Here is a 16,116-nt window from a genome sequence, read left to right on the forward strand (position 1 = left end):
GGCGTCAAGTTTACGGGTGGGAATATGAATAAGATATACAAAGTTGTATGGAATGCTTCTATTGGTACATGGACTGTTGTATCAGAATTGGCTAAAAGTAAAACGAGAACTGGTTCTGTTTCATCATCTTCTGAAATAACTAGTTCACAAAATGAGATCATTTCTAGAGAAAAGAAATTTAGACCTAAGGCCCTTGTATTATCTATCATCTCCTGTTTAGCCGCTTCACATGTGTGGGCTGACTACACAAATTTGTATGGTTCAATTATTGATACAAGCCCAACTATCAGTAATGGTATTGCCATAGGTGCAAACACCGGTACTCCGGCTACTGCAAATGATTCTAACGGATTAGCCGTTGGTTCAAGAGCAAATGCCAGCGCAGCAGATTCAACTGCATTAGGAAATTATGTAAATGCGACAGGGGTAAACTCAACAGTAGTTGGGGGACAAGCAAGTGCTGCTGGCGCGCAATCAATTGCACTTCAAAATAACAGTGATGCAGATCTTGTTGCAGAAGGCTTGGCAACAGGATCATCTTTTACAGCAGTTGATAGTGCTTCTAGTTACAGTGTCGCAATTGGTGCGATGAGCCAAGTTGTTGGTTCAACAGCAGCAATGGCGATAGGAAAAAATGCTCAAGTTAACAGTGGGGCAAATAATGCTACTGCAATTGGTAATACAGCGACGGTAGATACAAACGCCGTTGATGGTGTTGCTATAGGTACTAATAGCTTAACCTCAGCAGCAAATAGTGTATCCCTTGGGCCTAGATCAACCGCAAGTGTAACGAATTCAGTGGCTTTAGGCGCGGGTGCTACAACTACGGTACAAAGTGGTAATTCATATATAACGAATGTTGCAGCATCTACAACCAATGGTGTTGTTTCGGTGGGCTCAGCAACAAATACTCGACGTATTCAAAACGTAGCCGATGGTGCTGCCGATTCAGATGCGGTTACGGTTGCTCAGTTAAAGGATGTAAATAATCGTGCTGTAGGCAATACGACCGCATTGGGTGGTGGTGCAGCATATAATCCTGCAACAGATGTATATACGGCCCCAAGTTATACGATCACTAAAACAGATGGAACAACTTATACTCCTGTTAATACAGTGTCAGGGGCCTTAACTAATCTAAATAATGAAGTTGTAAAACCTATTACTTTCGCTGGTAATACAGGAAGTTCAGCAAATAATTTAGGTACAACACTTAATATCACTGGAGCAGGCTCAACTGCTGGAACCTATTCTGGAAATAACTTAAAAACGGCTGTGACTGGTAACACAGTTAATATTCAGATGGCGGATGCGCCTGTTTTTTCTGGTACTGTCACAGCGGGTAACTTAACGACTGGCGGCTCATTAAATGTTACTGGCGCAAGTAACCTAAATGGCGGCGCTAACCTTAATAATCAAAAAATTACCAATTTAGCAGCCGGTACGATTTCTTCTACCTCTACAGATGCAGTGAATGGTAGCCAGTTAAATACGACTAATCAGAATGTAACGACTGCTCAGAATACCGCAAATACAGCAGTAACGAATGCGGCAGCAGCTCAAAATACTGCAAACACGGCAGTCACCAATGCAGCAGCAGCACAAGCAACGGCAGACAAAGGTCTGAACTTTAGTGTCAATGGTGGCACAGCTGACAACGTAAAGTTAGGTGAAACAGTTAACTTTGCCAATGGCACCAACACCACAGCAGTATATGACCCGACAACCAATACCTACAAATACAATGTGAATGACAACATTGCATTAACCAATGCGGGTAGCCTAACGGTTGGGAATAGCAAGGTTGATAACAGTGGCTTAACTATTACTGGTGGCCCAAGTGTAACGACTGCAGGTATTAATGCGGGTAACCAAAAGATTACCAATGTTGCAGCTGGAACAGTTTCTTCTACTTCTACAGATGCAGTGAATGGTAGCCAGTTAAATACGACTAATCAGAATGTAACCACTGCTCAGAACACCGCAAACACAGCAGTAACGAATGCGGCAGCAGCCCAAAATACTGCAAACACGGCAGTTACCAATGCAGCAGCAGCACAAGCAACGGCAGACAAAGGTCTGAACTTTAGTGTCAATGGTGGCACGGCTGACAATGTGAAGTTAGGTGAAACAGTTAACTTTGCCAATGGCACCAACACCACAGCAGTGTATGACCCAGCAACCAATACCTATAAATACAATGTGAATGACAACATTGCATTAACCAATGCGGGTAGCTTAACGGTTGGCAATAGTAAGGTAGATAACAATGGATTAACCATTACTGGTGGTCCAAGTGTAACCACAGCCGGTATTAATGCGGCTAACCAGAAGATTACCAATGTTGCCGCAGGAACTATTTCTGCGAGTTCTACAGACGCAGTGAATGGTAGTCAGTTAAATACCACGAACCAGAATGTAACCACTGCTCAAAATACTGCTAATACAGCGGTAACGAATGCGGCAGCAGCACAAAATACTGCTAATACAGCGGTAACGAATGCGGCAGCAGCACAAAATACTGCTAATACAGCGGTAACGAATGCAGCAGCAGCTCAAAATACGGCAAACACGGCAGTCACCAATGCAGCTGCTGCCCAGGCGACAGCAGACAAAGGCCTGAACTTTAGTGTCAATGGTGGCACAGCAGACAATGTGAAGTTAGGTGAAACGGTTAACTTTGCCAATGGCACCAACACCACAGCAGTATATGACCCAGCAACCAATACCTATAAATACAATGTAAATGACAATATTAGCTTAACGAATGCAGGCAGTTTAACGGTTGGGAATAGCAAGGTTGATAACAGTGGATTAACCATTACTGGTGGTCCAAGTGTAACGACTGCTGGTATTAACGCGGGTAACCAGAAGATTACTAACGTTGCAGCTGGAACTATTTCAGCAAGTTCTACAGATGCAGTGAATGGTAGCCAGTTAAATACTACAAATCAGAATGTAACCACTGCTCAGAATACCGCAAATACAGCAGTAACGAATGCGGCAGCAGCTCAAAATACTGCAAACACGGCAGTTACCAATGCAGCAGCAGCACAAGCAACGGCAGACAAAGGCCTGAACTTTAGTGTCAATGGTGGTACAGCAGACAATGTGAAGTTGGGTGAAACGGTTAACTTTGCAGATGGCACCAACACCACTGCCGTGTATGACCCTGCCACCAATACCTACAAATACAATGTGAATGACAACATTGCATTAACCAATGCGGGTAGCCTAACAGTTGGGAATACCAAGGTTGATAACAGTGGATTAACCATTACAGGTGGTCCAAGTGTAACGACTGCAGGGATTAATGCGGGTAACCAGAAGATTACCAATGTAGCAGTAGGAACTATTTCTGCGACCTCTACAGATGCAGTGAATGGTAGCCAGTTAAATACGACTAATCAAAACGTAACCACTGCTCAGAACACCGCAAACACAGCAGTAACGAATGCGGCAACAGCCCAAAATACTGCAAACACGGCAGTTACCAATGCAGCAGCTGCACAAGCAACGGCAGACAAAGGCCTGAACTTTAGTGTCAATGGTGGCACGGCTGACAATGTGAAGTTGGGTGAAACGGTTAACTTTGCAGATGGCACCAACACCACAGCAGTGTATGACCCTGCCACCAATACCTATAAATACAATGTAAATGACAACATTGCATTAACCAATGCGGGTAGCTTAACAGTTGGGAATAGCAAGGTTGATAACAGTGGTTTAACCATTACCGGCGGTCCAAGTGTAACGACTGCAGGGATTAATGCGGGTAACCAGAAGATTACCAATGTTGCAGCTGGAACTATTTCTGCGACCTCTACAGATGCAGTGAATGGTAGCCAGTTAAATACCACGAACCAGAACGTAACCACTGCTCAGAACACCGCAAACACAGCAGTAACGAATGCGGCAGCAGCACAAGCGACGGCAGATAAAGGCCTGAACTTTAGTGTCAATGGTGGTACAGCAGACAATGTGAAGTTGGGTGAAACGGTTAACTTTGCAGATGGCACCAACACCACTGCCGTGTATGACCCTGCCACCAATACCTACAAATACAATGTGAATGACAACATTGCATTAACCAATGCGGGTAGCCTAACAGTTGGGAATACCAAGGTTGATAACAGTGGATTAACCATTACAGGTGGTCCAAGTGTAACGACTGCAGGGATTAATGCGGGTAACCAGAAGATTACCAATGTAGCAGTAGGAACTATTTCTGCGACCTCTACAGATGCAGTGAATGGTAGCCAGTTAAATACGACTAATCAAAACGTAACCACTGCTCAGAACACCGCAAACACAGCAGTAACGAATGCGGCAACAGCCCAAAATACTGCAAACACGGCAGTTACCAATGCAGCAGCTGCACAAGCAACGGCAGACAAAGGCCTGAACTTTAGTGTCAATGGTGGCACGGCTGACAATGTGAAGTTGGGTGAAACGGTTAACTTTGCAGATGGCACCAACACCACAGCAGTGTATGACCCTGCCACCAATACCTATAAATACAATGTAAATGACAACATTGCATTAACCAATGCGGGTAGCTTAACAGTTGGGAATAGCAAGGTTGATAACAGTGGTTTAACCATTACCGGCGGTCCAAGTGTAACGACTGCAGGTATTAATGCGGGTAACCAGAAGATTACTAACGTTGCAGCTGGAACCAATGCGACTGATGCTGTCAATGTTAGTCAGCTTGATGCGTTAAGCACCTCAAGCAATAACAAGACTGATGCCTTGGGCAACAGCACCGCCAACAATCTGGGCGGTGGGTCAAGCTATGACAGTACAACAGGTGCGGTAAGCTCACCGACCTATACCGTAAATGGCAACAATGTGAATAACGTGGGCGATGCGATCACAGCACTGGATAAAGGCTGGACCTTACAAAGCAATGGTGCCAATGCCGCTGCAGTAAAAGCTGGAGATACGGTTGATATTGGTACGGTTGCAGGTGAAAGCAACCTGAAAGTGACCAAGACCGGTAATACGATCCAGTATGGCTTAAACCGTGATCTGAATATTGACAGTGTAACGGCAGGTGACAGCAAGCTGGATAGCAATGGTTTAAGCATTGTAGGTGGCCCAAGTGTCACTAAGACTGGTATTGATGCTGCAGGCAACACGATCACTAATGTAGCAGCAGGTACCAATGCTACCGATGCAGTAAACAAAGGCCAGCTTGATGCATTAAGCATCTCAAGCAACAACAAGACCGATGCTTTGGGTAACAGCACGGCCAACAATCTGGGTGGTGGGGCAAGCTATGACAGTACAACAGGTGCGGTAAGCTCACCGACCTATACCGTAAATGGCAACAATGTGAATAACGTGGGCGATGCGATCACTGCATTAGACAAAGGTTGGACACTACAAAGCAATGGTACCAATGCGGCTGCAGTAAAAGCTGGAGATACGGTTGATATTGGTACGGTTGCAGGTGAAAGCAACCTGAAAGTGAGCAAGACCGGCAATACGATTCAGTATGGCTTAAATCGTGATCTGAATATTGATAGTGTAACGGCAGGTGACAGTAAGCTGGATACGAATGGTTTAACCATCACTGGTGGACCAAGTGTGACCAAGACAGGTATTGATGCTGCTGGCAACACCATCAGTAACGTAGCAGCGGGCACCAATGCCACTGATGCAGTAAACAAAGGCCAGCTTGATGCATTAAGTACCTCAAGCAATAACAAGACTGATGCCTTGGGCAACAGCACCGCCAATAATCTGGGTGGTGGGTCAAGCTATGACAGCACTACAGGTGCAGTAAGTTCACCAACCTATGTCACTACTAAAACTGATGGTACGACCGTTAATGCCAACAATGTCGGTGATGCCTTAACTAACCTGAACAATGAAGTGGTTAAACCGATTACCTTTGCGGGTAACAGCGGCAGTGTTGACCGTAAATTGGGTGAAACCTTAAATATCACAGGTGGCCTGACAGCATCTGGCTCGAACTCGAATGTGAAGACGGTCATCAGTGGCAATACCGTTGACATTCAACTTGCAGATGCACCTGTGTTTGCAGGGAAGCTGACAGCGAACGGACTGGATGCCAATGGTGAGAAAGTTACCAATGTTGGTGCGGGTACAGCAGCAACCGATGCAGTAAACAAAGGTCAGCTTGATGCATTAAGCACCTCAAGCAACAACAAGACTGATGCCTTGGGCAACAGCACAGCCAACAATCTGGGCGGTGGGTCAAGCTATGACAGTACAACAGGTGCGGTAAGCTCACCGACCTATACCGTAAATGGCAACAACGTCAATAACGTGGGCGATGCGATCACAGCACTGGATAAAGGCTGGACCTTACAAAGCAATGGTGCCAATGCCGCTGCAGTAAAAGCTGGAGATACGGTTGATATTGGTACGGTTGCAGGTGAAAGCAACCTGAAAGTGACCAAGACCGGTAATACGATCCAGTATGGCTTAAACCGTGATCTGAATATTGACAGTGTAACGGCAGGGGACAGCAAGCTGGATACGAATGGTTTAACCATCACTGGTGGACCAAGTGTGACCAAGTCTGGTATTGATGCTGCTGGGAATACAATCAGTAATGTAGCAGCAGGCACCAATGCTACCGATGCAGTAAACAAAGGCCAGCTTGATGCATTAAGTACCTCAAGCAATAACAAGACTGATGCCTTGGGCAACAGCACCGCCAATAATCTGGGTGGTGGGTCAAGCTATGACAGCACTACAGGTGCAGTAAGTTCACCAACCTATGTCACTACTAAAACTGATGGTACGACCGTTAATGCCAACAATGTCGGTGATGCCTTAACTAACCTGAACAATGAAGTGGTTAAACCGATTACCTTTGCGGGTAACAGCGGCAGTGTTGACCGTAAATTGGGTGAAACCTTAAATATCACAGGTGGCCTGACAGCATCTGGCTCGAACTCGAATGTGAAGACGGTCATCAGTGGCAATACCGTTGACATTCAACTTGCAGATGCACCTGTGTTTGCAGGGAAGTTGACAGCGAATGGACTGGATGCGAATGGCGAGAAAGTTACCAATGTCGGTGCGGGTACAGCAGCTACCGATGCAGTAAACAAAGGCCAGCTTGATGCATTAAGCACCTCAAGCAATAACAAGACCGATGCCTTAGGTAACAGCACCGCCAATAATCTGGGTGGTGGGTCAAGCTATGACAGTACAACAGGTGCGGTAAGCTCACCAACCTATACTGTGAATGGCAACAACGTGAATAACGTGGGCGATGCGATCACGGCATTAGACAAAGGCTGGACACTACAAAGCAATGGTGCCAATGCCGCTGCAGTAAAAGCTGGAGATACAGTTGATATTGGTACGGTTGCAGGTGAAAGCAACCTGAAAGTGACCAAGACCGGCAATACGATTCAGTATGGCTTAAATCGTGATCTGAATATTGATAGTGTAACGGCAGGTGACAGTAAGCTGGATACGAATGGTTTAACCATCACTGGTGGACCAAGTGTGACCAAGACAGGTATTGATGCTGCTGGCAACACCATCAGTAACGTAGCAGCGGGCACCAATGCCACTGATGCAGTAAACAAAGGCCAGCTTGATGCATTAAGTACCTCAAGCAATAACAAGACTGATGCCTTGGGCAACAGCACCGCCAATAATCTGGGTGGTGGGTCAAGCTATGACAGCACTACAGGTGCAGTAAGTTCACCAACCTATGTCACTACTAAAACTGATGGTACGACCGTTAATGCCAACAATGTCGGTGATGCCTTAACTAACCTGAACAATGAAGTGGTTAAACCGATTACCTTTGCGGGTAACAGCGGCAGTGTTGACCGTAAATTGGGTGAAACCTTAAATATCACAGGTGGCCTGACAGCATCTGGCTCGAACTCGAATGTGAAGACGGTCATCAGTGGCAATACCGTTGACATTCAACTTGCAGATGCACCTGTGTTTGCAGGGAAGTTGACAGCGAATGGACTGGATGCGAATGGCGAGAAAGTTACCAATGTCGGTGCGGGTACAGCAGCTACCGATGCAGTAAACAAAGGCCAGCTTGATGCATTAAGCACCTCAAGCAATAACAAGACCGATGCCTTAGGTAACAGCACCGCCAATAATCTGGGTGGTGGGTCAAGCTATGACAGTACAACAGGTGCGGTAAGCTCACCAACCTATACTGTGAATGGCAACAACGTGAATAACGTGGGCGATGCGATCACGGCATTAGACAAAGGCTGGACACTACAAAGCAATGGTGCCAATGCCGCTGCAGTAAAAGCTGGAGATACAGTTGATATTGGTACGGTTGCAGGTGAAAGCAACCTGAAAGTGACCAAGACCGGCAATACGATTCAGTATGGCTTAAACCGTGATCTGAATATTGACAGTGTAACAGCAGGTGACAGCAAGCTGGATAGCAATGGTTTAACCATTGCAGGTGGCCCAAGTGTAACCAAGACTGGTATTGATGCGGCAGGGAACACGATCACTAATGTAGCAGCGGGCACCAATGCTACCGATGCAGTAAACAAAGGCCAGCTTGATCATGTAGATAATCGTGTAACACAGGTTACAAATACAACTGCAAGTATCTTTGGTGGTGGTGCTAAAGCTAATACAGATGGTTCAATTTCTAACCCGACTTATAATGTTGCAGGTACAAGTGCAAACAATGTTGGTGATGCTTTAACAGCACTTGATAAAGCAGTCACTGATGCAGGTACAGCAGCGAATGCAGGCTGGACAATTTCAGCCAATGGTGATGCTGCTACTGCTAAAAACATCAAACCAAATGGTAAAGTGAATTTTACGGGTGATGATAACTTAACTGTTGCTCAGACTAGTCAAACGGACAATGAAGGCAATATTAAAGTTGCGCTAAACAAAAATTTGAAAGTTGATAGTGTCACGACTGGTACTACAGTTATCGATACGACTGGCGTAAAAGTTGGTGATAACGTTCAGTTAGGAACAACAGGTCTAATCATTGCTGGCGGTCCGAGTATCACTACTTCTGGAATTAGTGCTGGTAATAAAACGATAAGTAATGTAGCCGCAGGTGTTTCTTCTACAGATGCGGTAAACAAAGGACAACTGGATAGCGCAATAAGTAGCATAAACAATAATGTTGGTGCTCTTGCTAATAGTGCTGTGCAGTACGATAAAAATAGTGATGGATCAGTTAACAAAGACTCTATTACTTTAGCTGGCGGTGCTAATGGTACAACCATTAAAAATGTAGCAAACGGTACTATAGCAGAAGGTTCTAAAGATGCTGTTAATGGAGGCCAGTTATGGACTGTTCAACAACAGGTCGACAAAAATACAGGTGATATCTCGAACCTTCAGACTGACATCAGCAATATTAACAATGGTAAATCAGGTTTAGTTCAGCAAGCTAATAAAGATGCTGCGATTACTGTTGGTAAAGATACTGGCGGCACCCAGGTTAATGTTGCAGGAACAGCAGGTGACCGTACGGTGACTGGTGTTAAAGCGGGAGCGGTTACAGCGACTTCAAAAGATGCAGTAAATGGTTCTCAGCTTAATACAACAAATCAGGCACTTGTAAACTACTTAGGTGGTGGAGCAGGTTATGACAATATTACCCAAAGCTTCTCAAATCCGACATATAACGTAGGTGATAAATCTTACAACAATGTTGGTGATGCGATAGGTGCATTGAATCAAGCTGACCAAACATTAAATACCAAAATTGATAATGTAAGTAACAAGCTTGAGCAAGCATTCTATGCGACAAATCAACGTATTGATGATGTCGAGAAAAGAGCGAATGCTGGTATTGCTGCTGCGATGGCATTAGAAAATGCACCATTTGTAGCTGGTAAATATACCTATGCTGTTGGTGCTGCTTATCACGGTGGTGAAAATGCTGTTGGTGTGACCTTACGTAAAACTGCTGATAATGGACGTTGGTCACTGACTGGTGGTGTAGCTGCAGCTTCTCAAGGTGATCCAAGTGTTCGTATCGGTATTAGTGGTGTAATTGACTAATTTCGCTAGGCGAGGAAGGCATAGTCCTTCCTCATTCTCCATTTCGAGAGTAAAAATATGAAAAATACAGTTAAAGCGTTATTTATTGCTGTTCTTTCTGGCCTAGCAATGGTTAGTTATGCACAAGAAGAAGCAGTATCTCAAAAAAATGTCACATTTCCTAAAGTATCAGATAGCTATCTTAAGCAAGTTAAGCGTTATGAGTACGATGACGTTGCGCGCTTGGATTTAGGGCTAAATAAAGACCAAATTCGAGCTTTACTAGGCAATCCACAATTTAGTGAAGGACTTTTTGCAGTAAAAGTCTGGAACTATGTACTAGATATACGTGTACCAAATAGTAATCAATACCAACGTTGTCAGTTACGCATTGATTTTAATAAAAAATATTTGGCTGAACGTTTATCTTGGAAAGGTGAAGCATGTGAAGGGTTGATGGCTTGGGGCGAAAATAATCAGCCTCCTGCAAGTAGTACTGCGGTTAATGGACGTACAGCGAGCGTTTTATTTGCTTTTGATCGATCTGATGCTAGTGCAATACAGCAAGGTTTAAACAATATAGACAACGTTGTCGATCAAATTAAGCAAAGCCCATCAACAGCACCTATTATTGTTTCTGGATTTGCAGATCCATTAGGTAAATTTAGTTATAACCAAGAGTTATCATCTAAACGAGCGAATACGGTGGCAAAACTACTTGTCAAACAAGGTGTAGATCCGAACCGTATTCAAATCCATGCGAATAGCCAGACTGATTTATATCAGCAATGTTCGGGTGGACATAATTCACAACTTATTCAATGTTTAGCACCAAACAGACGTGTTAATATAAGTTGGTAACAGCCTGTCACGTAAGAGTAACCATCCATAAGGTGGTTACTTTTTCGTTTTAAGAGGCTAAAAAAACAAAAGAATATATTTAAATTTTTATATAAAAATCATCTCTTAAAATTATAAAAGTGCTGTGGCGTGAGTAAACCATCTAATGGTTGATCCCAACTTTGACGTTCTAAGGTATGTTCAATAAATTGAAATTGATGAGCCAATCCTAAACGATAAGGTTTATGCTTTGCACTTGCTAATGTACGATCATAATAACCACCACCCATACCAATACGTGTTCCGTAGTGATCACAAGCTAAAAGCGGCATAAGTAGCAAATCAAGCTGTGACACATGTCTTCCTCGCGTTGCCATAGGCTCCTTCATACCTAAAGGATGGTGAGAAAAGCGACGACTTAAATACTGGTTTTTATTTATCTTTATCCACACTAAACGTTGATTCATCGAGCAAATCATTGGTAAATAAACTTGTTTATTCTTTTTAAAACAGAATTTGATAAGAAGATCAGTATGAATTTCACCGAAAGCGTGCAGATATAAACCAATTTTTTTGGATGAATGAAAAATAGGAAGGTAATTTAGGTAGTGTAAAACATTAAGCTGAGCCTTTTTTTGCTCAAATTGGGTTAAAGAACGTCTTTTAGATCTTAAATTTTTTCTAATAAAGCTGAGTTCATTCATGGATAAATCTAACAAAGACTTGAGATGATTCGTGCAAAATTATATCCATTTTTCTTTAGCTTCACCGAACTTTAAACGTTATAAAAACAGTCTAGTTGAATCGAAAATAAAAATAACTGTGTTCCTAAAAAGCCTCTATATAATATTTTTTAGTTTTTTTACGTATTTACAGTATTTATTTACATTTAATCAGGATAAGTATATTTAAAGATGAATATGAAACTTTAAAGTCTATGAAGTTAAAAATTTTATTGATGATGCTATGTGCTGCTTTGCTCAGTGCGTGCACGAAACAGGCAGAATCTGAGGCTCCTCAAGTTGATTACAAGACTCAATTCGAAGAGTCTGATCGAAAAATTGGCGAGTTTTTAGATCAATTAGATAGTCCAAAGACACCGCAAGAAGTTAAAGTTAAAATTTTGTGCCATGATTATCCTGATCTCTACAAAAAGCAATACATGCCTGCATTAATAAAAATTTCGCCTAAGCCTTATACCGAAGAAAAATTACTATCAGATCTGAAAAGCGCAACAGATTACTATAAGGGAAGTTTAGGAATAAAATGTGATAATTAAAGTTTGTTGTTTATCACGTAAAAATTAATAATTGTGAGTTGATTGGCATTATTTAGTTGTGCTAAATTTCTTTCTGCTCCTTATTTAAATTTTTCGCTGGACTTAAGATGCAAATATTAAAATTTTTGCAGAGTTTTAATACGGTCGGTAGCTATTTAACACTTGCCTCTATCTTGCTAGCAAATATGCAGAATTACGAAGGGAAATCGTTTTTTAACTAAGTGAAATTTAATAATTAATGCAAGGTAGAGATATGAAATTTAAAATATTATTACTCAGTTTTATTGCCACAGGTTGTTATGCTAACGATAATATAAATGATCCTGATATTTGTAATATCGTAAAAAAAGTCGCTTATAACGTAATGGAAGCAAGGCAAAAAAAAGTACCTGCACAAGATTTACAACAAATTGCTGATGGCCTTACAGAAGAAAAAGCAAAGCAGCTTTATCAAGACTTAATCAACTCAGCTTATGCTGCTAAAGTATTCAAAACAAGCTTCTTTAAACGTAAAGCCATCGAAGATTTTCAGACAGGGTGGTATCAAGAATGCTTACATCGAAATGAGCAATAAGTAGCAACAGAAATATATTTAACTTTTAAGTTTAGCTAATGAGCTAGAAAGGCAAAATACTAAAAATAGACTGACAGGTCTGTCTTTAAATTATAATTATATAATAAAATTAATGCTCCGAAGATGCCGCTGCATGTGTCGTTACCCTGAACCCGACGAGTTCAAGGTGGACGCGACGTATACTTGCTGGGTTTCCTACTCTAAGGTAGGCATACACTCTAAATATACAGAACGCAATCCATAAGTTTAAGTATCGGCAGGGGAATAGACCCGCTGGCGAACATCCCAGAGATAGCTTAAGTATAACCGATCTGGTTCCATTGGCAATCATCTGAGTTTATTGAACTATAAAGTTAGGCTTCATTTGATGAAGCTTTGTACACTAAAAGTATATATAACAATCATGTGGTACATAAGATAGGTCAATACAAAAATGCCCTGCACTATAAATGAATAGAGCAAGGCATTTTTATTGATACAAGTCGATTAAACAGTTTGTTCAACATCTTCCAAAATAGCCTGTAATAGGCGTTCACAGTGTGTATATTCTTGCAAAGATTTATTTAAACTTAACACTTCTTGGGTAAGCTGTAAGGCAACCATAATAACAAGCTTATTGTGCTCAACACGAGGGGCACTACGGCGCATATCGTTGAATCTCTCATTAAGAAGTTCAGCTGCACGTTCAAGCTCATCTTTTTTATCTGATGTTGTTGCAAGTCTAAATGTTTGCTCAATCAGACGAAGCTCTACCATGACTTGTTCACTCATGATTGGGTCTCCTCACCAGCTTCAGCATTTGGGTGAGCAAGTTGCTGAATTTCTTGCGCGTGTTGATCTTGAGCTGTACCTAAAATTGCTAAACGTTGAATAATTGCTTCAACCTTTGCTTTGGCAAGTTCATTTTTTTGTAACAAAAGGTCACGGTCTTGCTGCAAGTCGTGTAACTCTTGTTGAGTTTGACGTTGGTGTGACTGAAGTTTTTCTTTGGTAACGCGTAACTCATTACGCTCAGCCAAAATTTCTTGAAAACGATTTTTTAAATCGGTCGTACTTTTTTCTAGGCGGCTGTAACGCTCGGCAAGTGTGTTAGCATCTTGATTCAATTGTTGAAATTGACCTTGTAGCTGAGTGAGTTGCTCAGTTAGTGTCTCAATTTCCTCTTGTTTTTTAGTGATGATGCTATTTTTTTGCACAACTTGTGCGTGGTGCTCTGTTTCAGCCAGTTCTTTAGCTTCCAAGAGAGTAGAATTTTCACTCTCTAGATGATGTAAGCGTGTTTTTAAAACGCCAATATGCGCTTGTAGCCGCTGTAATTGTTCTAACATAACGAGGTCGCACAGAATTGCAATCAAAGGTAATATATACGAAGTATAGAGATTGGATAAACGAATGCAAGACGATATTTCAGGCTGGACAGAATGGAACGCTCATTTTGAAGGAATTGAAGAAATTTCAAGCCCTAGTGAGTTACATGGTTTACTAACAGGTATTGTTTGTGTGACAGAAGCGCCTACGCGTGAAGAATGGACACAAATTTTAACAACTCTTAATGTTCCTGATTTAAATGAAGAAGCTTTAGCGCTTTTAACCGATGAAACAGAAGATGTAGCACATGCGTTGTCGGAAGATGAATTGGATTATTTGCCAATGCTTCCAGACGATGAACATACGCTTCAAGATCGTGTGCAAGCATTATCAGACTGGTGTGCTGGTGTTGTTCTTGGCTTTGGTTTGGCATCAGGCCATGTTCGTGCTGATGAGCGCGAATTAATTGAACATTTGCAAGATGTGGCAGCAGTAGAGTTTGAAGACTCTGATAACGACGAAGAAGGCGAAAGCAGTTACGAAGAATTGTATGAGTTTGTACGCCTTATTCCAGTGAGCTTATCTATTGGTAGAAAGAAAGTAACAGTGGCTGAAAGTTCATTGTTGAAAAACTTTTATGCAAAAAGTAAAACTTCTACTGTAGGCACTCTAGATCAAAATATTGTAGAAATGTTTACACCACATCGCCCAAGTTAATTGAGGCGATGTGTTATTGGCTGTGTTTAATTTTTTGACTTTAAAATTCTAAATCAAGTAGATCATTATGAAATTGCCTCAAGCTGATTTTCAACATCGCAGAAACCGTCTAGCAGAAAAAATGGGCCCAAACAGCATTGCGATTATTGCGACGCGTGAGGAAATGTATCGTAATCGTGATGCGGATTATAAATTCCGTGCCGATAGTAGTTTTTTCTATTTAACGGGTTTTGCAGAGCCTGAGGCAGTTGCTGTCATTGAAACCTTTGATGACGTTACAGACTATAGCTATAGTCTTTTTTGCCGTGAACGTAATCGCGAGATGGAAATCTGGAATGGATATCGTGCGGGAATTGACGGCGCAATTGAAGAGTACGAAGCAGATGAAGCTTATGCAATTGATCTGCTTGATGAAGAAATTATTGAAAAATTATTAAATAAAGAGCGTCTTTATTATCGAATCGGACACAATGCTGCATTTGATGCCAGAGTAAGCCAATGGATCAAAAAAGCGAATGCCGAGCATCGTCATGAAGCCGCTCCAGCCCAGTTAGTTCAACTTGATCGCATTATTGATGAAATGCGGTTAATTAAATCACCGCAAGAAATTGAGTTGATGCAAATTGCCTCAAAAATTAGTGCTAAAGCACATACCCGTGCGATGCAAACTGTTCGCCCTGGCATGATGGAATATGCACTAGAAGCCGAACTCAATTATATATTTGGGCAAAACGGCTGTGTGCCTTCATATAACAGTATTGTTGGTGGTGGGGCTAATGCCTGTATTTTGCACTATGTTGAAAATAACCAACCACTCAAAGATGGTGATTTAGTTTTAATTGATGCTGCTTGTGAATATGAGTTCTATGCATCGGACATTACCCGTACCTTTCCTGTAAATGGAAAATTTAGTCCCGAACAAAAAGCATTGTATGAGGTGGTATTGGCCTCTCAATATGCGGCGATTGATGCAGTACGTATTGGTAATTCGTACCGTGAGCCTCATGAGGTTGCGGTCAAAATTTTAACGGAAGGCTTAGTTGATTTAGGTTTGCTCAAAGGTGATGTGAGTGAACTGATTGAAACCGAGGCATATCGTCAATTTTATATGCATGGTACAGGCCATTGGTTAGGTATGGATGTACATGATGTCGGTTCTTATAAGAAAGATGACGACTGGCGCCAATATGAAGAGGGCATGGTTGTTACTGTTGAGCCAGGTTTATATATTGCGCCCGACGATGAAACAGTAGATAAAAAATGGCGTGGTATTGGTATTCGTATTGAAGATGATGTAGTCGCAACTTCAAAAGGCCCACGAGTATTAACGGCCGACGTGGTTAAAGATATTGCAGATATTGAACATTTAATGGCGCAAGCTAAAGCATAATTAAACGTATTCGCCAAA

10 protein-coding genes and 1 other RNA gene are annotated in these 16,116 nt (G+C 42.0%); 7 read left to right on the forward strand and 4 right to left on the reverse strand.

Going from position 1 to position 16,116, the window contains the following annotated elements; genetic code table 11:
* Nucleotides 1-24: 24 nt before the first annotated feature.
* Nucleotides 25-10,011: an ESPR-type extended signal peptide-containing protein gene (locus ABLC00_RS05270; protein ID WP_369028947.1), complete on the forward strand. Its 9,987-nt coding sequence runs from the start codon at nt 25-27 to the stop codon at nt 10,009-10,011.
* A gap of 57 nt (nt 10,012-10,068) precedes the next feature.
* Complete coding sequence (locus ABLC00_RS05275) at nt 10,069-10,851, forward strand: OmpA family protein (protein ID WP_004888180.1); 783 nt, start codon at nt 10,069-10,071, stop codon at nt 10,849-10,851.
* A 98-nt stretch (nt 10,852-10,949) separates the two neighbouring features.
* On the opposite strand, the gene ABLC00_RS05280 is transcribed toward ABLC00_RS05275, so the two are convergent.
* The gene (locus ABLC00_RS05280; protein WP_002049562.1) at nt 10,950-11,534 is read right to left on the reverse strand and encodes a 5-formyltetrahydrofolate cyclo-ligase; all 585 of its coding nucleotides are present in this window, start codon (nt 11,532-11,534) and stop codon (nt 10,950-10,952) included.
* Between the two features lie 233 nt (nt 11,535-11,767).
* Here ABLC00_RS05280 and ABLC00_RS05285 point away from each other — a divergent pair, with 233 nt between their 5' ends.
* From ABLC00_RS05285 to ABLC00_RS05295, 3 genes are all read left to right on the forward strand, one after another.
* Entirely contained in the window at nt 11,768-12,109 is a 342-nt protein-coding gene (locus ABLC00_RS05285) for a hypothetical protein (protein ID WP_004710011.1), read from the forward strand.
* A gap of 107 nt (nt 12,110-12,216) precedes the next feature.
* Complete coding sequence (locus ABLC00_RS05290) at nt 12,217-12,330, forward strand: hypothetical protein (RefSeq protein ID WP_099143572.1); 114 nt, start codon at nt 12,217-12,219, stop codon at nt 12,328-12,330.
* 32 nt (nt 12,331-12,362) lie between these two features.
* A complete protein-coding gene (locus ABLC00_RS05295) occupies nt 12,363-12,683 on the forward strand; it encodes a hypothetical protein (protein ID WP_004710010.1) in 321 nt (106 codons plus the stop codon).
* Nucleotides 12,684-12,793: 110 nt separating this feature from the next.
* Here the strand turns inward: ABLC00_RS05295 and ssrS are convergent.
* From ssrS to ABLC00_RS05310, 3 genes are all read right to left on the reverse strand, one after another.
* Nucleotides 12,794-12,978, reverse strand: a non-coding RNA gene (gene ssrS, locus ABLC00_RS05300) — 6S RNA.
* A gap of 191 nt (nt 12,979-13,169) precedes the next feature.
* Nucleotides 13,170-13,454: a cell division protein ZapA gene (locus ABLC00_RS05305; protein WP_002049540.1), complete on the reverse strand. Its 285-nt coding sequence runs from the start codon at nt 13,452-13,454 to the stop codon at nt 13,170-13,172.
* The gene (locus ABLC00_RS05310; protein ID WP_033847030.1) at nt 13,451-14,011 is read right to left on the reverse strand and encodes a hypothetical protein; all 561 of its coding nucleotides are present in this window, start codon (nt 14,009-14,011) and stop codon (nt 13,451-13,453) included. Before ABLC00_RS05310 ends, ABLC00_RS05305 begins: the two co-directional genes overlap by 4 nt.
* Before the next feature lie 64 nt (nt 14,012-14,075).
* On the opposite strand from ABLC00_RS05310, the gene ABLC00_RS05315 reads away from it, so the two are divergent.
* A complete protein-coding gene (locus ABLC00_RS05315; RefSeq protein ID WP_002049531.1) occupies nt 14,076-14,708 on the forward strand; it encodes a UPF0149 family protein in 633 nt (210 codons plus the stop codon).
* Between the two features lie 67 nt (nt 14,709-14,775).
* Entirely contained in the window at nt 14,776-16,098 is a 1,323-nt protein-coding gene (gene pepP, locus ABLC00_RS05320; protein WP_004888177.1) for a Xaa-Pro aminopeptidase, read from the forward strand.
* Nucleotides 16,099-16,116: the final 18 nt, after the last annotated feature.

It is taken from the genome of Acinetobacter nosocomialis (assembly GCF_041021905.1).
Lineage (GTDB): Bacteria > Pseudomonadota > Gammaproteobacteria > Pseudomonadales > Moraxellaceae > Acinetobacter > Acinetobacter nosocomialis.